Genomic DNA, 20,446 nt, shown 5'->3' on the forward strand with positions numbered 1-20,446 from the left:
ATGACAAACCTAGCGACGCGCGAGGGGCACGACGACAAACCTAGCGACGCGCGAGGGGCACGACGACAACCTAGCTGCCGAGGAGGCGACGTCACACGAGGAGCTGGTGCCGCGCGAGGTCGCGGTAGAGGGGCGTCGAGTCGACGAGCTCGGAGTGCGTTCCCTGACCGACGACGCGGCCGTGGTCCATCACGACGATGTGGTCGCTGTCGACGACGGTCGAGAGGCGGTGCGCGATGACGATGAGGGTCCGTCCGGCCGAGACGGCGTCGATCGCGTCGCGCATGCGCTGCTCGTTGAGTCCGTCGAGCGACGAGGTCGACTCGTCGAGGAGCAGGATCGGGGGAGCGGCGAGCAGCGCCCGTGCGATCGCGAGGCGCTGGCGCTCACCGCCGGAGAGCATGACGCCGGCCTCGCCCACGGGGGCGTCGACGCCGAGCGGGTTGCGCTCCAGCACCTCGCCGAGGTTCACGGCTCGCAGCACGCGCTCGCAGTCGGCGTCGGTCGCGTCGGGGGAGGCGAGCCGCAGGTTGTCGGCGATCGTGCCGGCGAGGGTCGGGGCATCCTGTTCGACGTACCCCAGCTGCGCGCGCAGCGCACCGCGGTCGAGGGTGCGCACGTCGACCCCGTCGAGGAGGATCGCTCCCTCCGTCGGGTCGTAGAACCGCTCGATCAGCGCGAGCGTCGTGCTCTTGCCCGCACCCGACGGGCCGACCAGCGCGACGCGGGCGCCGCGCGGCACGCGGAAGGAGACGCCCCGCAGAACGTCGCCGTCGGCGTTCGCCTCGGCGGCGGCATCCGGGTCGTCGCCGTCGGGTGCCCCCGGCAGCGTCACTGTCGAGGTGTCGACGTGCGCGCTCTCGAGCACCGCGATGGCCTCGGTCTCGGCGCTGGCGCGGGCCTCGACGACGGCCTCGGGGTAGCGGAAGCGCACGTCGCGGAACTCGATCGCGGATGCGCGGCCCGCTCGGGCCGGACGCGGGGCCGCGGCATCCCGCTCGACCGGGGCATCCGGGGCGGGAACGTCGAGCTGTCCGGATGCCGCGTGCTCCTGCCCGGATCGGGCGGCGCCCGACGCCGAGGCGAGGGCGCCGGACGCCGGGGCGAGGGCATCGGATGCCGGGGCCCCGTCCGCAGTCGCGATCCGCGCCGCGATCGCGGCATCCTCCTGGTCCTCGGTCGGCAGGTCGAGCACTTCCTGGATGCGCCCGAGCGCGCCGAGCGCCTGGTTCACGGACGTGATCGCGCCGAAGAACGAGCCGAGCGGGCCGATGAGCATGAACAGGAACATCACGAACGTGACGAGCGCGGCGACGGAGATCGCGCCGGACGCGACGCGGAACCCGCCCAGGCCCAGCACGACCAGCAGCGAGACCTGCAGCGCGATGCCCGCGACCGGCACGATGAGCGCCGAGACCTTCGCGATCCGGACGCCGACGTCGTAGACGTCGGTCGCAAGCCCCGTGATGGCGTCCGCCTCGCGGTCCGTCGCGCCGGAGGCGCGGACCGTCCGGATCGACCCGACCGCCCGCTCGACGCCCGAAGCGAGCTCGCCCACCTTCTCCTGCTGCTCGCTCGTCGCCTTGCGGATGCGGCCGCTCAGCAGGCCTACCCCGGCGACGGACAGGCCGATGACGCCGACGATCGACAGGAGCAGCAGAGGGTCGATGATCGCCATGCCGATGACGGCCCCGACGAGGATCAGGCTGTTGCCGACGGCGTCGGCGAGTCCCTGCGTCAGCACGGCGTACAGGAGGGTCGTGTCCGTGCCGACGCGCGACACGAGATCGCCCGTGCGGCGCGCGTCGAACTCGCTGATCGGCAGGTGCAGGATGCGGCCGATGAGCTTGCGCCGCGACGAGTAGACGACCGCCGTGCCCGTGCGCTGCAGCAGGTAGTGCTGGTAGCCGGAGATGAGGGATGCCACGACGACGAGTCCGACGACGGCCCAGACGAGCGTGCCCAGGGCCTGGTCGTTCTGCACGCGCTCGACGACCTGGCCGACGATGAGGGGCTGCGCAAGCGTCGCGCCTGCCCCGAGGATGCTCAGGACCGCGACCACGAGGAGCACGCGCGTGTGCTCCAAGAGGAACGGCAGCAGCTGTCTGAGACTCGCGCGGGGACCCTCGTCGGGCGTGCGGCGGCGGCCTCGTGAGCGCGCGGGAGCTGAGGTTGCGGACATGGGGATACCTGCTTCGTCCGGGAGTGGGGTTACGTTCGACCGTACTTCTTGTGGACGGCCTGACGGGACACGCCGAGGGCGGCGGCGATCGCCTGCCACGAGTAGCCGAGGTTGCGGGCGCGTCGCACCTGCACCTCCTCCGCTCGGGCGAGCTCGCGCCGCACGCCGGCGAGGCGGTGCAGCTCGGCGATCGGCTCGCGCTCGCCGGCGGCGCCGATCAGCGTGCTGAGGGCGTCTCCGCTCATCGTCGTGTCCTTCCGGATGCCGCGGCTCGCGGCATCCGTGTCAACGATAGTTGACGAGATCGCGGTCGTCAACTCAGGTTGACAGGTGCCTCTGGGGGATGTCTTGACCCGCCGGTAGGGTGGATCGGTGCCCGCACCCGTGATCGACGCCAAGAACCTCGTGAAGGCCTACAGGGTCAAAGGGCGGCCCGACTTCGTCGCGGTCGACGGGCTCTCGTTCGAGGTCGCGCCAGGAGAGTCGTTCGGCCTTCTCGGCCCCAACGGCGCGGGCAAGTCCACGACGATGAAGATGATCGGCGCGGTCTCGTCGCGCACGGCGGGCGAGCTGTCGATCCTCGGCCTCGACCCCGACCGCCACGGCCCCGAGATCCGCTCGCGCCTGGGCGTCGTGCCGCAGCAGGACAACCTCGACGGCGAGCTCAACGCGCGCGAGAACCTCTACATCTACGGCCGCTACTTCGGCCTGCCCGGCAGGGTGTGCCATCAGAAGGCCGACGAGCTGCTCGCCTTCGCGCAGCTCGAGGAGAAGGCCAAGAGCAAGGTCGACCAGCTCTCGGGCGGCATGAAGCGCCGCCTCACGATCGCGCGCGGGCTCATCAACGACCCCCGCATCCTCCTGCTCGACGAGCCCACGACGGGCCTCGACCCGCAGGCGCGGCACGTCCTGTGGGACCGGCTGTTCCGTCTCAAAGAGCGCGGCACGACGCTCGTGCTCACGACGCACTACATGGATGAGGCCGAGCAGCTGTGCGACCGGCTCGTCGTCGTCGACAAGGGCCGCATCATGGCGGAGGGCACCCCGTCATCCCTCATCCGCGAGCACTCGAGCCGCGAGGTGCTCGAGGTGCGGTTCGGGTCCGACCGCAATCAGCAGGTCGCCCCGCGTCTGGAGGGGCTCGGCGATCGCGTCGAGGTGCTGCCCGACCGCATCCTCGTCTACACCGAGAACGGCGAGGCGGCGCTCGAGCGCATCACCGCGGGCGGGCTCCAGCCCATCACGTCGCTCGTGCGCCGGTCGTCACTCGAAGACGTCTTCCTGCGCCTGACGGGAAGGTCGCTCATCGAATGAGCCCCGTACGCCCAGGAGAGGGGATGCCTCGGGGCGAGGCATCCGCGACGGCGACGCATCCGACGCTCGACGAGCTGCGCGCCGAGGCGATGGAGTGGGGGCGCAGACCCCGCGCCCGCGGCACGTGGTACGTCACGGAGCACATGGTGCGCGCGATGCGGGCCTACGGCTGGACGATCATCGTCGGGGCCTTCGGCCAGCCCGTCCTGTACCTCCTCGGCCTCGCGGTCGGGCTCGCGGCGCTCATCCAGCTGCCGGTCGACGACGGCGGCCAGCAGGTTCCGTACCTCGTGTTCGTCGCCCCGGCTCTGCTCATGACGTCGACGATCGCCGTCGCGTCCGAGGAGTTCACCTACCCCGTCATGGCGGGCTTCAAGTGGCGTCGGTACTTCTACGGCTTCAGCGCCTCGCCGCTGTCGTCCGGACAGATCGCCAACGGCGTCGTCGCGGGCGCCGCGGCGCGCATGGGCGTCACCGCGGTGCTGTACTTCCTGTTCATCCTGCTCTTCTTCTCGTGGCTGCATCCGGGCGTGACGTCGCCCGCGACGGCGTGGATCGCGGTCCCGCTCGGGCTGCTCGTCGGGATGTCGTTCGGCATCCCGCTCATGGCCTACGCCGCCTCGATCGAAGACGACAAGGGCCAGTTCGCGCTCGTGCAGCGGTTCGTCTTCATGCCGATGTTCCTCTTCTCCGGCACGTTCTACCCGCTCGCGACGCTGCCCGTGTGGCTGCAGTGGATCGGCTGGATCTCGCCGCTGTGGCACGCGAGCGAGCTCGGCCGCGTCGTGATGTACGGCAAGCCCGTCGAGCCCATGCTCATCGCGGTGCACGTCGCCTACCTCCTGGTCCTCGCGATCGGCGGCATGATCCTGGCACGCAGGCAGTTCGAGCGGAGGCTCGCGACATGACCGCCGTGAGCGAGTCGACCGGAGCTCCCGTGCGCCGCGGGGGCGTACGAGCCCTGTGGGCGGGCAATCCGCAGGCCGTCGTGGAGCGCGGCCTCGTCGCGGCGCGCTCGTCGAGCTGGGTCGTCGTGCTGTCGGGGTTCTTCGAGCCCGTCTTCTACCTCGCCTCGATGGGACTCGGGCTCGGCGCGCTCATCGGCGACGTGCAGACCTCGGGCGGCCTCGACGTGCCCTACTCGGCGTTCATCGCACCTGCGCTGCTGGCCGTGTCGGCCATGAACGGCGCGATCTACGACTCGACGTGGAACGTGTTCTTCAAGCTCAACTACGGCAAGCTCTACGAGGGCATGCTCGCGACATCCCTCGGTCCTCTCGACGTCGCGCTCGGCGAGATCATGTACGCGCTCCTGCGCGGGCTCCTCTATGCGACGGGTTTCATGGTCATCATGCAGGTGCTGGGCCTCAACCTCGCGTGGACGGCGATCCTCGCGCTGCCCGCCGTCCTCCTCATCGCCTTCGGCTTCGCGAGCCTCGGCATGGCTGTCACGAGCTACATGAAGACGTTCCAGCAGATGGACTGGATCAACATCGTGCTGCTTCCGATGTTCCTGTTCTCGGCGACGCTCTACCCCATCGACATCTACCCGCAGTGGGTGCAGGGCGTCATCCAGGCCTTCCCGCTGTGGCACGGCGTCGAGCTCGTCCGCGGGTTCACGACGGGATCGCTGAGCCTCGCCATGTGGGGGCACGTCCTGTACTACGTCGTCATGATCGCGGTCGGGCTCGTCTTCACGACGAAGCGCCTGCGCGCGCTGTTCCTCGACTGAGGTCTTCCCGCGCCGCGCCGGCGTCCTGGACGACGGATGCCCCGAGGCCGCAGCCCCGGGGCATCCGCCCGTCACGCGGAAGACCTACAGCGATCCGGTGACCCCGATGCCGATGTTCGTCTCGTACTCGACGTCCTTCGTCTCCTTCGACAGGAGCAGCGCGATCAGCGTCAGCACACCCGCACCCGACAGGTAGACCCCGACGAGCCAGGGCGATCCGCCGGCCGCCGCCCACAGCGCGACCGCGACGATCGGCGCGAGCGCCGCGCCGAGGATCGACGACACGTTGTACGAGATCGCCGAGCCCGTGTAGCGCACGTTCGTCGGGAACAGCTCCGGCAGCAGCGCCCCCATGGGGCCGAACGTCGCGCCCATCAGCGTGAAGCCGAAGATGAGGCACGCCTGCACGAGCGCGCCCGTGAACTTCGGGTCGGCCTGCGGCAGCAGGAACACGTTGAACAGCAGGCCGAACGCGATGATGCCGACCGTCACCCAGATGAGCAGCTTCTTGCGTCCGACGGCGTCCGCGACGGGCCCGGACAGGAGCGTGAAGATGCCGAAGAAGACGACCCCGATGATCTGCATGATGACGAAGTCCGTGTAGCCGAAGCCGAGACCGGGAACGTATGTCGCCGGGTCGAACGCGGTTCCGGCGGCTTCGGCGGCGGCCTGCGCGGCATCCGTCGTCGCCTTCGTGCCGTACGACAGCGTGAAGCTCGTCATGAGGTAGAAGAGCACGTACGTCGCGAGCATGATGAACGTGCCCAGGATGAGGTGCCACCAGTGGTGGCGGATGACCGAGCCCAGCGGGAACTTGCGGATCGCACCGGTCTTCTCGGCCTTGGCGAACGTCTCGGACTCGACGAGGCGCAGACGCACCCACAGGCCGATGATCACCATGACCGCCGAGAACAGGAACGGCACGCGCCAGCCCCACGACAGGAACTCGGCGGAGCGCTGCGCCCCGCCGTCGGGGTGGGGGAGCGCGAAGTTGATCACGAGGAAGACCGTGTTGGCGATGATGAAGCCGATCGGCGCACCCAGCTGCGGGAAGGTGCCGTACCAGGCGCGCTTGCCCTTCGGAGCGTTCTCCGTGGCCACGAGCGCCGCGCCCGACCACTCGCCGCCGAGCGCGAAGCCCTGCGCGAGCCGGAGGACGAGCAGCAGGAACGCCGCCCACCATCCGATCTCGTTGAAGGTCGGCAGCAGGCCGATGAGGAAGGTCGCGACGCCCATCGTGAGGAGGGATGCCACGAGCGTGGCCTTGCGGCCGAAGCGGTCGCCGAAGTGGCCGAAGACGATCGCGCCGATGGGACGGGCGACCATCGCCGCGCCGAACACGGCGAACGACGACAGCAGGGCGGTCGTGTCGTTGCCTGTGGGGAAGAAGAGGATCGGGAAGACGAGCACGGCGGCCGTGGCGTACACGTAGAAGTCGTAGAACTCGATCGTCGTGCCGATGAGGCTCGCGAGGATGACGCGCGAGCGCGGGTTCGCGGGGGCCGTTGCGGGGGCGGACGCGATGATGGTGCTGGACATTGAGGAACCTGTCGAATGCAAGACGGAGGGGTCCTCTTGGGACGTGCCGGCGACGGTCGCTCAGGCACAGGGGTGGCGCGCGGGGCGGCTCGATCCGGGGATCGCCGGGGCGTCGACGGAGTCGCCGACGCACGAACGCTCATCCTAGTCCGGGCTGATCGCGCCCCCGAGGGGTCGCACGTGCGAAGACGGATGCCGTGCGGCCGACGGCGGTGATCGTGCGACGAGCGGTCGAGCGAGCGCAGGGCCGCGGGCGCAGCGCCCGTCGCGTCAGCGCCAGATGACCGCGATCCCCGCGTTGAGGAGGGTCAGGATGCCGATGCCCCAGAAGATGACGGGGGAGAGCGTGCCCGTCTTGCGCTGACGCGAGGAGCCGATGCCGAGGAGGGCGCCGATCACGAGCAGCACGACGAGCTTGACGCCGATCTTGAGGTAGTTCGGCTCGTACGAGATTCCCCACGGCGCCGCGAGGGCGAGGCCCGTCAGGGCGGCGATCGTCATCCCGAGGCTCATGAGGCGCGTCACGCGGACGCGCCGCGCAGACGCTTCGACGAGCCATGCCCCGAACAGCACCGCGAACCCGATGATGTGCAGGTAGACGACGACGCTCCGAAGGATCTCCATGTGGCTCAGCGTACCTTGCGGACTACTGAAGGTCGACGCCCCGCGCGGTGGACCGCGCCGGAGCGATCAGTCACCTCGTGGGTCAGTCCCGCGGCGGCGCCGTCCGACGAAGATCGCGCAGCACGAGCGCCGTGCGCAGTGCCGCTTCGGCCGCCTCGGCGCCCTTGTCCTCCTGCGAGCCTTCGAGACCTGCGCGGTCCAGGCCCTGCTGTTCGTCGTCGAGGGTCAGCAGGCCGAACCCGACCGGCTTGCCGGTGTCGAGCGCGACGCGCGTGAGCCCGTCGGTCGCCGACGCCGAGACGTACTCGAAGTGCGGCGTCCCGCCGCGGATGATGACGCCGAGCGCCACGACGGCGTCGGCCCCGGCATCCAGCGCCGCCTTGCTCACGATCGGCAGCTCGAACGAGCCGGGAACGCGCACGAGCCTCCACGTCGCGCCCGCGGCGTCGAGCACGCGCCCGGCGCCCGCGATGAGCCCCTCGGTGATGACCTCGTGCCACGTGCCCGCGATGACGACGACGTCGAGCCCTGCGCCGTCGAGCCCGTCGGTGACGGGTGCGCCCTTGCCGCTCACGCGTCCGCCCTCTCGGTGACGCGTGAGAGGGCGTCGTCGAGCTGCTGTCCGTCGATGATGTGACCCATGCGCTCCGCCTTCGTCGCGAGGTACTGGTGGTTGTTGGGGCCGACGCCCACGAGCAGCGGGACCTGCTCGACGATGTCGAGGCCGAGTCCTCGCAGCTGCGACACCTTGTCGGTGTTGTTGGTGAGCAGGCGGATCTTCTCGACGCCGAGGTCGGCGAGGATGCCGGCGGCGGCCGCGTAGTCGCGCGCATCCGCGGGCAGTCCGAGCGCCAGGTTGGCGTCGACCGTGTCGAGGCCGCGCTCCTGCAGGCTGTAGGCGCGGAGCTTGTTGATGAGCCCGATGCCGCGCCCTTCGTGCCCGCGCATGTAGATGACGACGCCGCCGTCCTCCTCGATCGCGTCGAGCGCCGCGTCCAGCTGCGGGCCGCACTCGCACTTGAGCGACCCGAACGCTTCGCCCGTGAGGCACTCGGAGTGCACGCGCACGAGCGGCGCGTCCTCCGTGAGGTCGCCCTTGACGACCGCGACGTGGTCCGTGCCGGTCACCCGGTCCTTGTACGCGAGGAAGCGGAAGTCGCCGTGCGACGTGGGCACGTTGGCCTCGGCCCTCAGGCTCACGCGGCGCCTGTGGGCGGCGTGGGACGCGGATGCCGCGACCGGCGCGGTCTCGTCGAGGTAGGCGACGATCTGTTCGATCGTGATGACGTGCACGCCGTCGCGCTCGCCGAGCTCGAGCAGGCCCGGCATCCGCATCATGGAGCCGTCCTCCGCGACGACCTCGGCGATCGCTCCGACGGGCTTGAGGCCTGCCAGGCGCATGAGCTCGACCGCCGCCTCCGTGTGACCGCCCCGTTCGCGCACGCCTCCGTCGACGGCGCGCAGCGGCAGGATGTGGCCTGGCCGGGTGACGCTCGCGGGCGTCGAGGCGGGATCGGCGAGCACGTTGAGCGTGTGCGCGCGATCGGATGCCGAGATCCCCGTCGACGCGCGGTCGGCGGCGTCGACGCTCACGGTGTAGGCCGTTCCCCTCGCGTCCTCGTTGAGGGCGACCATGGGGGGCAGGTCGAGCCGGTCGGCCCAGTCCGCGGGCATCGGCGCGCAGATGAAGCCGCTCGACCACCGCACGGTCCATGCGATCCACTCGGGTGTCGCGAGCTCGGCGGAGAGGATGACGTCGCCTTCGTTCTCGCGGTTCTCATCGTCCGCGACGATGACGGGCCGGCCGGCGCGCAGCGCCTCCAGGGCCTCGGGGATCGTGGAAAGGCTCATCTCGAGCCTCCTTCCGTCGTGACGCCGGCGCCCGCGGGTGCGAAGGCCAGGAGGCGCTGCACGTGGCGCGCGAGGATGTCGGTCTCGAGGTTGACGCGGTCGCGGGGGACGCGAGCGCCGAGGGTCGTGGCGGCGAGGGTCTCGGGGATGAGAGAGACCTCGAACCACTGCTGCGCGGCATCCGCGGGCGAGACGGCGCTGACCGTGAGCGAGACGCCGTCGACCGCGATGGAGCCCTTGTCGACGACGAGCGGCGCGAGGTTGGCCGGCAGCGAGATGCGCAGCACCTGCCACTGCTCGCCCGGGCGCACCTCGAGAACCTCGCCCGTGCCGTCGATGTGCCCCTGGACGATGTGGCCGCCGAGGCGCCCGTGCGCGACCGTCGCGCGCTCCAGGTTGACGGGCCGCCCGGCTGCGACGCCCGCGAGCGTCGACATGTCGAGCGTCTGCCTCATGACATCGGCGGTGAACCAGTCCTCGCCCTGGTCGACGACCGTCAGGCACACGCCGCTGACGGAGATCGAGTCGCCGTGCGCGGCGTCCGACACCGCTCTGGGGCCCCGAACCGTGAGGCGCACGCCGTCGCCGGACGGCGCGACGGCCGTGATCTCGCCGATCTCCTCGATGATCCCGGTGAACATCAGCTGTCTCCTTCTCGGGCGGCCGTGGCCTCGGCGGACTGCGCGGCGTATGCCTGCGCGGCCCGGCGGACGGGGTGCGCGACGACGAGCAGGTCGTCGCCGAAGTGCTCGACGGATGCCACGGTCAGCCGCACCTGATCGGCGATGGTGTCGACTCCGACGTCGCGCAGCGCGAGGCCGTCGCCGCCGAGCAGGGTCGGCGCGATGTACGCGAGCACCTCGTCGGCGAACCCGTGCCGGACGAACGAGCTCGCGACGGTCGGCCCGCCCTCGACGAACACGCGGTGCACGCCGCGTTCGCGCAGGTCGGCCAGCAGCGCCGCCAGGTCGTAGCCGTCGTGCTGGACGAAGGGGCGCGGATGCCGACGCACGGCGGCGTCGGCCGGCACGGGACGCGAGCCGACGACGACGGGCAGCGGCTGCGTCTCGTACAGGGTGCCGTCCGGGCGGCGCGCCGTGAGCGCGGGATCATCCGCCAGCACGGTCCCCATGCCGACCACGATCGCATCGGCGAGCGCTCGACGGCGGTGCACGTCGGCGCGGGCCTGCGGGCCCGTGATCCACTGGCTCGTCCCGTCGGCCGCGGCGGCGCGGCCGTCGAGGGACTGCGCCCACTTCACCGTGACGTGCGGGCGTCCGAGCCGCTGCACCTCGAGCCACGAGTGCAGGAGGGCCTCGGCATCCGCCGCCAGGACACCGGACTCCACATCGACGCCCGCAGAGCGGAGCCGCTCGGCGCCGCCCGACGAGACGACGTTGGGATCGGCGACGGCGTAGACCACCCGCGCGACGCCGGCGTCGATGAGCGCCTCCGAGCACGGCCCCGTGCGGCCCGTGTGGTTGCACGGCTCGAGCGTCACGACGGCCGTCGCGCCGCGCGTCTGGTCGGGCGCGAGATGCGAGAGCGCGTCGATCTCGGCGTGCGGCGTGCCCGCGCCGCGATGCCACCCCTCGGCGATGACCTCGCCCGCGGGGGAGAGGATGACGGCCCCGACCTGCGGGTTCACGCCGCGAGGACCGCGTTCGGCGAGTGCCAGCGCGCGGCGCATGGCTCGTCGCTCGGTCTCTGCCCTCGTCATCCGATTCCCGCCCTGAGTCTTCGTCCAGGGGATGACGGGAGGAACGACGGCATGAACCGTGCCGCGCGTGCTGCCTCCCATCCGGACTAGCGACGAACCCTCGTCGCATCACCGTCGGTCCCGGATTTCCACCGGATCGGCTTCGCTCGACACCCGTTCCCGGATGCCGTGCTCTGCTCGCGGACTGTCACCGCCGGTTCGGATTCGCACCGACCCCGGAGCACGTTGATGCTCTCGAGTCTAGTCAACGCGGCATCGGGGGTTTCATTCCCCGTCGCACGGCGGGGGGATGACGCGTGACGATCCCTTTCGGATGACAGAGAATGGAATACGTATTCGCTCGAAAGGTGCATCGGGGGCGACATGAGCGCGTGTCTCGAGCACTGCTCCGATGGCACCATGTGTCGACCGAATCGTTGCGGCGACGGTTGTGACCGACTCTGCCCGCGATCCGTGCGGTGGGATTTCTGTTGACAGGCCAGAATCGCCGATTTAGCATGGGTACGTAACCACAGCGAAGTGACGTCCACCGATGGAAGGCGGGAGACATCGATCCGGGGCGGCGCCAGGGCGAGCGATGGAGCGCCGCTGAAGGAGTGCCCGCTCGGCTCGGCTCCGGTCTGGCACAGGCAGGAGCACACCGCCGGCGGGTCGTCGCCGCCGGCAGCGGCTGACAGGGTGGCGGAGCGCCGCCGAACACCATACAGAGTGGAAGTCGATCAATGAAGATGAAGACATCACGTGCACTGGCCGTCGCAGGCGTCTTGGCGGCGTCGATGACATTGGGCGCATGCTCGGGCGGTGGCGACACCGCGCCATCCGCCGGCGACGCCTCGACGTCGTCGTGGGCCGACGTCGAGGCCGCCGCCGAGCAGGAGGGCCAGGTCACCGTCTACCTCGCGTCGCAGGACGCCGTGAACCAGGCCCTCGTCGCAGGTTTCGAGGCGGAGTATCCGAACATCGACGTCAACTTCGTGCGACTGGACTCCGGGCCCATGTCGGCGCGCATCGCCTCCGAGGTGCAGGCGGGGTCGACGACGGCGGATGTCGTGATGATGGCGGACAACGTCCAGCTCGAGGCGAACCCCGAGTGGTATCGCGACATCACGTCGCTTCCGTCGTACGGCGACGTGCCCGAGGACCGCCGGGTCTCCGATCACTACGTCATCACGCAGACGGCGCCGTTCGTGATCACCTACAACACCGACAAGATCGAGAAGAGCGACCTCCCGAAGACGTGGAAGGAACTCGCGGCCTCGCCCATCCTCGCGAACTCGCTGCTGATCGATCCGCGCGTGGCGTCGTCGTTCATGGCGGTGGACTACTTCATCTCGCAGAACGACGGTGAGGAAGTCCTCAAGGCGTACGGCGAGAAGAGCAAGGGTCTGAGCCAGGGGGCCGCTCCCGGCGTCCAGCAGGTGATCGCGGGCGAGGCCGACGCGCTCTTCCCGAACGTGCGCGAGCACACGGACGCCGCGCGTGAGCAGGGTGCGCACGTCGAGACGACCGTGCCGACCCCCACGATCTCCACGGTGAACCTGTGGGCGCTCCCCGAGGCGGCGCAGGCTCCCAATGCCGGCGCAGTCTTCATGAACTACGCGATGAGCAAGGCGGGACTCGCGGCCACCTGCCTCAAGGGCACCTACCAGCCCGTCGCATACAGCGACATCCCGGACTGCCCGCAGGAGGCACCCGGCACGACCCGCGTCCTCGACATCTACCCGAAGCTGACGGACGACGTGAAGGCGGACATCCTCGCACTCCTCGGACTTCAGTAGACCCGCACACGCGAGCGGCCGACAGTCTGGGCCCGTCGGGCCCCGGACCGTCGACCGCTCGCGGTCGTCGGGACCAGACTGCGGAGCAGCATCGATTGATCGAGAAGGACAAGGGCATGGCGAAGGATTCCGTGATCGAAGACGTGGAGAAGCAGCTTCCGCTGATCGCGAGCGACGTGAGCAAGCACTTCAAGCGCGCGAGCGGTGAGACCACGAAGGCGCTCGACGACGTCTCGCTGAAGGTCGAGAAGGGCGAGATGATCGTCCTGCTCGGACCGAGCGGATGCGGAAAGACGACGCTGCTCAGATGCGTGGCGGGTCTCGAGTACCCCGACGCCGGCACGATGTCGCTGGCCGGCGAGCTGGTCTACGACCGCAGCAAGAAGGTGTCGGTGCCGGCCAATCGCCGCGACATCAACATGATGTTCCAGACGTACGCACTGTGGCCGCACCTGACTCTGGTCGACAACGTCGCCTACCCGTTGCGCGTCGACGGAATGAAGAGGGCGGCCGCTCGGGCCCGAGCGCTCGAGTACCTCGAGCTGGTGGGAATCGGAGGCCTCGGCAAGCAGTACCCGTCGCAGGCCTCGGGAGGACAGCAGCAGCGGGCCGCGTTGGCGCGCACCCTCGTCGCGGCGCCGTCCCTCGTGCTGTTCGACGAGCCCCTCTCGAACGTCGACGCCAAGGTCAGGGTCGCCCTGCGTGCCGAGATCAGCCGCCTCCACCACGAACTCGGGTTCGCGGCGCTGTATGTGACGCACGACCAGTCGGAGGCACTCGCTCTGGGAGACCGGGTCGCCGTCATGAACTCCGGACGGATCATGGAGTTCGCGACCCCCACCCAGCTCTACTCGAAGCCCGACACGCGGTTCGTCGCCGAGTTCCTCGGGTCCGCGAACGTCCTTCCCGCGTCGATTCTCGACATCGGCGAGACCGAGCTGCGGCTTCGAACGGCATCGGCGGGCGACCTCGTCGTCCCCCGCGGCGCCCTGCTCTCGCCGGAGCCGCATCCGGCCGAGGTCTTCGTCATGTGGCGGCCCGAGAACGCCGTTGTCGGGCCCGCAGGTGCCGGCGACGCCGTGTCGGACTCGTCGTCGATCGACGGCGTGGTCGCCGACGCCATCTTCGCCGGCTCCCACACCGACCTCACCGTCGCGCTCGCAGACGGCAGGACCATCCATGCCTTCGCGCCGGGCGTCAACTCGCACGAGGCGTTCGCCATCGACGATCGCGTGATCGTCCGGGTCCCGCACGATGCGCTGCGCATCCTGGTCGCGTGAGGAGTCGACGATGACCGCATCCACGCCGAGTCCTTGGGAGATCGCCGACGCCGTGCCCGTCCGCGGGCGGCGCAAGTCGCGCGGCACAGGACCGAGCATCTTCACGCCGATCGTCATCGCGGCATCCGCCGTGATCGCGTTCCTCGTCCTCCTCCCCGCGGCACGCATCGTGCAGAGCGGCGTCACCGAGATGGGGTGGAGCGGTCTCGTCCGGCTGGTCACGCGACCGTACTTCGGGCAGCTCATGGGCGAGACGGCCATCGTCGTGGTCAGCTCGTCCGTGCTCGCCATCGTCGTCGCGACACTGCTGGCGTGGCTCAATGAGCGGACGGACGCGACGATGGGCGTCGCGGGAGATCTCCTGCCGCTCGTGCCGCTCTTCCTGCCGTCCGTGGCGATGGCGATCGGCTGGGTCATGCTCGCTGCACCCGACGCCGGCTTCATCAACGGTGCCCTCAGCCTGCTGCCGGGCTCTCCGCAGGTCGACATCTACTCCTATCCGGGTCTCATCTTCGTCTACGTTCTGGTGCTGGTCCCGTACGCCTACCTGCCGATCAGTGCGGCCTTTCGCGCTCTGGATCTCTCGCGCGAAGAGGCGGCCCGCGTCTGCGGCGCGGGAAACGTGCGCGTCTTCTTCACCGTCGCGCTCCGCAGCGTCGCGCCGGCCATCGCGAGCTCGCTCGTGCTGGTCGTGATCGTCGCCTTCGCTATGTACTCGATCCCCACCGTGATCGCGACGAGGGCGAGGATCGACATCGTCGCCGTCTCGATCGTGGAGGCGGTCACGCAGACCTACCCGATCGACTACAGCACCGCCCTCGGACTGAGTCTCATCATGTTCGCGATCCTGTTCGCGCTGTGGCTGCTGCAGCAGCGCGTCCTCGGCCAGGGGCGCTTCGCCCGCGTCGGCGACCGCACCGAGGGCGCATCCCTCACGCGTCTGGGCGGGTGGCGCTGGGTGGCGCGGGGAATGATGATCCTCTACATCCTGTGCGCAGCCGTCCTGCCGGTCGCCGCCCTTGTCGTGGTGAGCTTCCAGAGGTTCTGGACGCCGGACTTCGCCAACGCGATCTGGGGATTCGAGAACTACGTCAAGGTCTTCAACGACCAGGTGGGCATGAAGGCGCTCGTGAACAGCCTTCAGCTCGGCGTGACGGCGGCGGCCGCGACGATCGTCGCGGCCCTCCTGATCATCATCTTCAAGCAGCGCAATCCGCACGGGATACTGCAGCGGATCGTCGACGGCGTCTCCAAGCTCCCCGCCGTGGTGTCGCACATCGTGCTCGGCATCGGCATCGTGCTGGCCTTCGCGGGTCCGCCGTTCCGGCTGGGGTCGACCGTCTGGATCATCCTGCTGGCCTACCTGCTCACGTATCTGCCGTACGCGATGCTGACTCTCGAGGGCTCGCGCGCGCAGATCTCGGACTCGCTCACCGAGGCTGCCCAGGTCAGCGGTGCCTGGGACTGGCGGGCCGTGCGGACCGTGGTCCTCCCGCTCATGGTCCCGGGCATCGCGTCGGCCGGGGCGCTGCTGTTCGTGCTCATGACGGGCGATCTCTCGCTCGCCGTGCTGCTCTCGACGCCCCGCACGCCGGTGATGGGACTCATCGTCCTCGACTACTGGGGTCAGGGCACCATCCCCTCTGTCGCGACGATCTCGGTCATCATGACGGTGATCTCGGCGATCGTCGTCGGCGTCCTGCAGTTCCTGGGGCGCCCTCGCTACCTTCACAAGAGGTAGGCGCCGCCGCACGCGGAGGGCCGCGCCGGCGACGCCGACGCGGCCCTCGGGGGGACTACTCGGCCGTCTTGACGGCGGCGAACGGACGCGCAGGCGATCCGGTCGCTCCGACGAGCGGCAGCGGCGCGAGGACGAAGAGGAATTCGCCGACCCCTGCCGCGGCGAGTCCGCCCAGACGCATGATCTCGATGATGTGGATGCCCTCGTCCACCAGCAGGCGCTTGTGTACGGGGAGCCCGCGGGAGCGTGTGAGAGGGGCGAACCGCTCGAAGGGGATCGTCTCGCCGCCGACCGCGCGCGGCCTGCGCCGGGCGATCCAGTCCGCGCCGTCCGGTCCGATGCCCGGCAGGCCCGTCGTCTCGCCTTCGAACGCCGCCCGATCGCCGAAGAGCTGATCCCAGCCGGTGCGCACGAGAAGGACCCCGCCGGGCTGAGGCTCGGCGCCCGCCCGTTCGAGCGCCGCATCGAGGTGCTCCGGGAGCACTTCTTCGTCGGGGTCCAGACGTTCGCGGCCGAGCACTGCCGGGATGTCGAGAAGGATCCCCTGGCACATCAGGATCGGGATCTGCTCCGCGCCGTGCTTGACGTAGCGACCCGTGTCCATCGCCTCTTCGACGGGCACGCCCCCGAAGAGCTTGCCGTCGAAGGAGGCGTGCGCGAGCGCGTCGATGTGGGTTCCGACGTGCCCGCTCGTGAAGAGGATCTCGGTCGATCCGCTGGAGCCGTCCTTGCGGATGATGTCTCCGTGACGACGAGTGACGCTCATGCGGAAGGGCGGATGATCGGCCGACTGCGGCACGCCGTTCTCGAGCGGGTGGGCCAGGTCGTAGATCCTCACCCCCTCGCCGGCCAGTGCGATCAGATCCTGTGTTGTCATGACTTCACCTTTCATCGTCGAGAGAGAAGACACGATCGCCCCGGCGGGTCCCCACCGCCGCCTGGACGCCGACGCAGAGAGTCCGCGATGCACGGAACTCGAGGCTGAATACGTATTCTCATCATATCGCGGAACGAGTAGCATCGCTGATGGCTCCCGCGCGGAAGGCGCCCGCACGCTCGCCTGCACGTATGTGCACGGGCGCTGCAAGAAGTCCTGTCTGTGACAGCATGGCCGAAGGGTCAGGAGGAGGGGAACGGATGAGGTCGGTCGCGCCAGGGGGGTTCGCGGCACTAGCCGAACGCCCGTACTCCGACGTCCTGATCATCGGCGGAGGCATCAACGGTCTCGCGACGTTCCGCGACCTCGCGATGCAGGGGGTGGATGTCGCGCTCGCCGAAAGGGCCGACTTCGTCAGCGGCGCCTCCGCAGCATCGAGCCACATGATCCACGGCGGCATCCGGTATCTCGAGAACGGCGAGTTCCGGCTCGTGCACGAGGCTGTGACGGAGCGCAATGCGCTGCTGCGCATCGCCCCGCATTACGTGCGGCCGCTGCAGACGACGATCCCGATCTTCTCGACGTTCTCCGGCGTCCTGACGGCGCCCATGCGGTTCCTGCGTCACGGCAAGGGCAAGCACCGCGAGCGCGGCGCGGCGCTCATCAAGATCGGGCTCGTCATCTACGACTCGTTCTCGCGCGGCGGCGGGCGCGTGCCGCGGCACACGTTCGACGGGCGTGCACGGTCGCTCGCGCAGCTTCCGCACCTCAATCCCGGCGTCAAGTACACCGCGACCTACTGGGATGCCTCGCTCCACGACCCCGAGCGGCTCGCGCTCGACGTGCTGCGCGACGGGCTCGCGGCCGGCGGCGCCCGCGCGCGCGCAGCGAACTACACGGCGGCGATCGGCGCGGCGAACGGCCGCATCGTGCTGCGCGACGGCGTCACGGGCGAGGAGGTCGCGTTCGCGGCATCCGTCGTCGTGAACGCGGCGGGCCCGTGGACCGATCTCGTCAACCTCGCGATCGGCGACCCCACGCGGTACATGGGCGGCACGAAGGGCTCGCACATCGTGCTCGACCACCCCGAGCTGCTGGCCGCGACGGGAGGACGGGAGCTGTTCTTCGAGCACAAGGACGGCCGCATCGTGCTCATCTATCCGCTCAAGGGCCGGGTGCTCGTCGGGACGACAGATCTCGAGCACGACATGGCCGAGCCGATCGAGTGCACCGAGGCCGAGGTCGACTACTTCATCGACCTCGTCGGGCATGTCCTGCCGGGCATCCACGTCGACCGCACGCACATCGTGTACCGCTTCGCGGGCGTGCGGCCGCTCCCCGGGCACGGCGACCTTGCCCCCGGGTTCGTCTCCCGCGACTACCGCATCGAGGCGGAGCCGCTCGCGGGAGGCACGGCGACGGTCCTCAGCCTCGTCGGCGGCAAGTGGACGACGTTCCGCGCGTCGGCCGAGCACGTCGCCGACCGCGTGCTCGACCTCCTCGCGCAGCCGCGTCGTCGCTCGACGAAGGGCGTGCCGATCGGCGGAGGCCGCGGCTACCCCACGACGGAGCGCGCCCGCCGGCAGTGGCTCACCGCGTTCCAGGACGGCATAGGGCTCGAGCGGGCGGCGACGCTGCTCGACAGGTACGGGACCGTCGCGGCGGACGTCATCGCCGCGCTCGCCGAAGACGAAGAGGACGCCCCGCTCGAGACGGCCCCCGGCTACAGCACGGGCGAGCTGCGCCACCTGGCGCGCACGGAGGGCGTCGTGCACCTCGACGACGTCCTCATGCGGCGCACGTCGCTCGCCTTCATCGGCGCGGTCTCGGCGGCGTCCGCCGCGGAGGTCGCGGAGGCGATCGCGCCGGTTCTCGGGTGGGATGCCGCGCGCCGCCGCGGCGAGGTCGACCGCGCCCTCGCGGCCGTCCACGACGCCGACCCGACCTGGACGGCAGCCGCCGACGCCTCGCGCTGACACGGTGGACGCGACACAGCCGACGCCGGGCCCCGACGCGGCCGGACGCGACGTGAAGGCCGGCCCGCGCGGCAGAGCCGAGCCCACGAGCGCGCATGGGCTCCGCAAAGCGGAACGTGCGGGCCCTTCGCAGAGGAGCGTGCGGAGCGTGCGGACCCCGCGCGGAGAAGCGCGCTCGCACAGGCGTCCGCCGAGGACCGCAGGGCTCCGCGATAGCCTGGCGGGACCCTGCGGCCGCGAGCCGCGACGACTCGACGACGAGGAGACGACGTGACGGGCCATGTGCTGGCGCTCGACCAGGGCACCACCTCGACGAGGGCGATCGTGTTCGACGCGACGGGAACACCCGTCGCGGCGGCACAGCGCGAGCACGAGCAGTTCCTGCCCCGCGCCGGGCGGGTCGAGCACGATCCCGTCGAGATCTGGACGAACACCGAATGGGTGCTCGCCTCGGCGCTCGCGAAGGCCCGCATCGGCGCGGGGGACGTCACCGCGATCGGCATCACGAACCAGCGCGAGACGGCGATCGTGTGGGACCGCCGCACGGGGCGCCCCGTGTACAACGCGCTCGTGTGGCAGGACACCCGCACGCAGCCGCTCATCGACCGGCTCGCCTCCGACGGCGGGTCCGATCGCTTCGCCGACGTGACGGGCCTGCCGCTCGCGACGTACTTCTCCGCGTCCAAGGTCGCGTGGATCCTCGATCACGTACCGGGCGCGCGTGCGGCGGCGGAGGCGGGCGACCTCCTGTTCGGCACTCCCGACACGTGGGTGGTGTGGAACCTGACGGGCGGCATCCGGGGCGGCATCCACATCACCGACGTGACGAACGCCTCACGCACGCTCCTCATGGACCTGCGGACCCTCGACTGGTCCGACGCCCTCCTCGCGGTGTGGGGGATCCCGCGCTCCATGCTTCCCGCGATCCGCTCGTCGTCCGAGGTGTACGGAGAGGCCCACCTCCCCGGCATCGCGGCGCGCGTGCCCGTCGCCGGCATCCTGGGCGACCAGCAGGCCGCGACCTTCGGACAGGCCGCGTTCGACGCGGGCGAGTCGAAGAACACGTACGGGACGGGAAACTTCCTGCTCGTGAACACCGGCACCGAGATCGTCCGCTCGCGGCACGGCCTCATCACGACGGTCGCGTACCGCTGCGGCGACGAGCCGGCCAGGTATGCGCTGGAGGGGTCGATCGCGGTCACGGGGTCGCTCGTGCAGTGGCTGCGCGACAACCTCGGCATCATCCGGCGATCCGAGGAGGTCGAGGCGCTCGCCGAGACCGTGCCCGATGCGGGCGGCGCGTACTTCGTCCCGGCGTTCTCCGGTCTGTTCGCGCCGTACTGGCGACCCGATGCGCGCGGCGCACTCGTGGGCATGACGCGCTTCGTCAACCGTGCGCACATCGCGCGCGCGGCGCTCGAGTCGACGGCGTTCCAGACGCGCGACGTCATCGAGGCCGTCGTCGCCGACACGGGTCGCGCCCTCTCGGAGCTGCGCGTCGACGGTGGGATGACGCGCGACGACCTCCTCATGCGGTTCCAGGCCGACATCCTGGGCCTTCCCGTGGTGCGCCCCGAGGTCGTCGAGACGACGGCGCTCGGAGCGGCGTACGCGGCGGGACTCGCGACGGGGGTGTGGAGCGGGCGCGACGAGCTGCGGACGCACTGGCGCGAGGACGTGCGCTTCGAGCCCCGGATGCCGCAGGACGAGCGCGAGCGCCGCTACCGGCTGTGGAAGAAGGCCGTGTCGAAGTCGCTCGACTGGGTCGACGACGACGCCCGCATCCTCGCAGGCACCGCCGAGGAGTAGGACTCCACCGCGACCGCGCGGCC

The 20,446-nt window shown here is 70.2% G+C and carries 17 protein-coding genes; 8 read left to right on the forward strand and 9 right to left on the reverse strand.

The window, feature by feature from the left end:
- Positions 1–91 precede the first annotated feature (91 nt).
- Together FHS08_RS10645 and FHS08_RS10650 are read right to left on the reverse strand one after the other, a co-directional pair.
- Entirely contained in the window at positions 92–2,182 is a 2,091-nt protein-coding gene (locus tag FHS08_RS10645; protein ID WP_167038777.1) for an ABC transporter ATP-binding protein, read from the reverse strand.
- A gap of 29 nt (positions 2,183–2,211) precedes the next feature.
- A complete protein-coding gene (locus tag FHS08_RS10650) occupies positions 2,212–2,427 on the reverse strand; it encodes an AsnC family protein (RefSeq protein WP_167038779.1) in 216 nt (71 codons plus the stop codon).
- Positions 2,428–2,554: 127 nt separating this feature from the next.
- Here FHS08_RS10650 and FHS08_RS10655 point away from each other — a divergent pair, with 127 nt between their 5' ends.
- The 3 genes from FHS08_RS10655 to FHS08_RS10665 are packed head-to-tail and all read left to right on the forward strand — an operon-like array spanning position 2,555 to position 5,228.
- Entirely contained in the window at positions 2,555–3,496 is a 942-nt protein-coding gene (locus tag FHS08_RS10655; protein WP_167038781.1) for an ATP-binding cassette domain-containing protein, read from the forward strand.
- 23 nt (positions 3,497–3,519) lie between these two features.
- Positions 3,520–4,404: an ABC transporter permease gene (locus FHS08_RS10660; RefSeq protein WP_167038783.1), complete on the forward strand. Its 885-nt coding sequence runs from the start codon at positions 3,520–3,522 to the stop codon at positions 4,402–4,404.
- Complete coding sequence (locus FHS08_RS10665; RefSeq protein ID WP_167038785.1) at positions 4,401–5,228, forward strand: ABC transporter permease; 828 nt, start codon at positions 4,401–4,403, stop codon at positions 5,226–5,228. Before FHS08_RS10660 ends, FHS08_RS10665 begins: the two co-directional genes overlap by 4 nt.
- 84 nt (positions 5,229–5,312) lie before the next feature.
- Here the strand turns inward: FHS08_RS10665 and FHS08_RS10670 are convergent, their stop codons facing one another.
- From FHS08_RS10670 to ribD, 6 genes are all read right to left on the reverse strand, one after another.
- Positions 5,313–6,767: an MFS transporter gene (locus tag FHS08_RS10670; RefSeq protein WP_167038787.1), complete on the reverse strand. Its 1,455-nt coding sequence runs from the start codon at positions 6,765–6,767 to the stop codon at positions 5,313–5,315.
- Positions 6,768–7,037: 270 nt separating this feature from the next.
- Entirely contained in the window at positions 7,038–7,391 is a 354-nt protein-coding gene (locus FHS08_RS10675) for a Fe-S protein (protein ID WP_167038789.1), read from the reverse strand.
- Positions 7,392–7,473: 82 nt separating this feature from the next.
- On the reverse strand, positions 7,474–7,965 hold the full coding sequence (gene ribH, locus FHS08_RS10680; protein WP_167038791.1) for a 6,7-dimethyl-8-ribityllumazine synthase: 492 nt from the start codon (positions 7,963–7,965) through the stop codon (positions 7,474–7,476).
- Positions 7,962–9,242, reverse strand: coding sequence for a GTP cyclohydrolase II (gene ribA, locus FHS08_RS10685; protein ID WP_167038793.1), 1,281 nt, complete (start codon positions 9,240–9,242; stop codon positions 7,962–7,964). The genes ribH and ribA overlap by 4 nt, the downstream gene beginning before the upstream one ends.
- Positions 9,239–9,883, reverse strand: a complete 645-nt coding sequence (locus tag FHS08_RS10690; protein WP_167038795.1) for a riboflavin synthase — start codon at positions 9,881–9,883, stop codon at positions 9,239–9,241. Before FHS08_RS10690 ends, ribA begins: the two co-directional genes overlap by 4 nt.
- Positions 9,883–10,962, reverse strand: coding sequence for a bifunctional diaminohydroxyphosphoribosylaminopyrimidine deaminase/5-amino-6-(5-phosphoribosylamino)uracil reductase RibD (gene ribD, locus FHS08_RS10695; RefSeq protein WP_167038797.1), 1,080 nt, complete (start codon positions 10,960–10,962; stop codon positions 9,883–9,885). Before ribD ends, FHS08_RS10690 begins: the two co-directional genes overlap by 1 nt.
- 722 nt (positions 10,963–11,684) lie before the next feature.
- Here ribD and FHS08_RS10700 point away from each other — a divergent pair.
- The 3 genes from FHS08_RS10700 (at position 11,685) to FHS08_RS10710 (ending at position 15,761) form a co-directional block, all read left to right on the forward strand.
- Complete coding sequence (locus FHS08_RS10700; protein ID WP_167038799.1) at positions 11,685–12,740, forward strand: extracellular solute-binding protein; 1,056 nt, start codon at positions 11,685–11,687, stop codon at positions 12,738–12,740.
- 116 nt (positions 12,741–12,856) lie between these two features.
- Positions 12,857–14,020 (forward strand): ABC transporter ATP-binding protein, encoded by a 1,164-nt coding sequence (locus FHS08_RS10705; RefSeq protein ID WP_167038801.1) that lies wholly within the window; start codon positions 12,857–12,859, stop codon positions 14,018–14,020.
- A gap of 10 nt (positions 14,021–14,030) precedes the next feature.
- On the forward strand, positions 14,031–15,761 hold the full coding sequence (locus FHS08_RS10710) for an ABC transporter permease (protein ID WP_167038803.1): 1,731 nt from the start codon (positions 14,031–14,033) through the stop codon (positions 15,759–15,761).
- 55 nt (positions 15,762–15,816) lie between these two features.
- On the opposite strand, the gene FHS08_RS10715 is transcribed toward FHS08_RS10710, so the two are convergent.
- Positions 15,817–16,638, reverse strand: coding sequence for a cyclase family protein (locus FHS08_RS10715; RefSeq protein ID WP_167038805.1), 822 nt, complete (start codon positions 16,636–16,638; stop codon positions 15,817–15,819).
- A 260-nt stretch (positions 16,639–16,898) separates the two neighbouring features.
- On the opposite strand from FHS08_RS10715, the gene FHS08_RS10720 reads away from it, so the two are divergent.
- Positions 16,899–18,614: a glycerol-3-phosphate dehydrogenase/oxidase gene (locus FHS08_RS10720; RefSeq protein ID WP_167038807.1), complete on the forward strand. Its 1,716-nt coding sequence runs from the start codon at positions 16,899–16,901 to the stop codon at positions 18,612–18,614.
- A gap of 270 nt (positions 18,615–18,884) precedes the next feature.
- The gene (glpK, locus tag FHS08_RS10725) at positions 18,885–20,423 is read left to right on the forward strand and encodes a glycerol kinase GlpK (RefSeq protein ID WP_167038810.1); all 1,539 of its coding nucleotides are present in this window, start codon (positions 18,885–18,887) and stop codon (positions 20,421–20,423) included.
- Positions 20,424–20,446: the final 23 nt, after the last annotated feature.

It is taken from the genome of Microbacterium ulmi (assembly GCF_011759705.1).
Classification (GTDB): domain Bacteria; phylum Actinomycetota; class Actinomycetes; order Actinomycetales; family Microbacteriaceae; genus Microbacterium; species Microbacterium ulmi.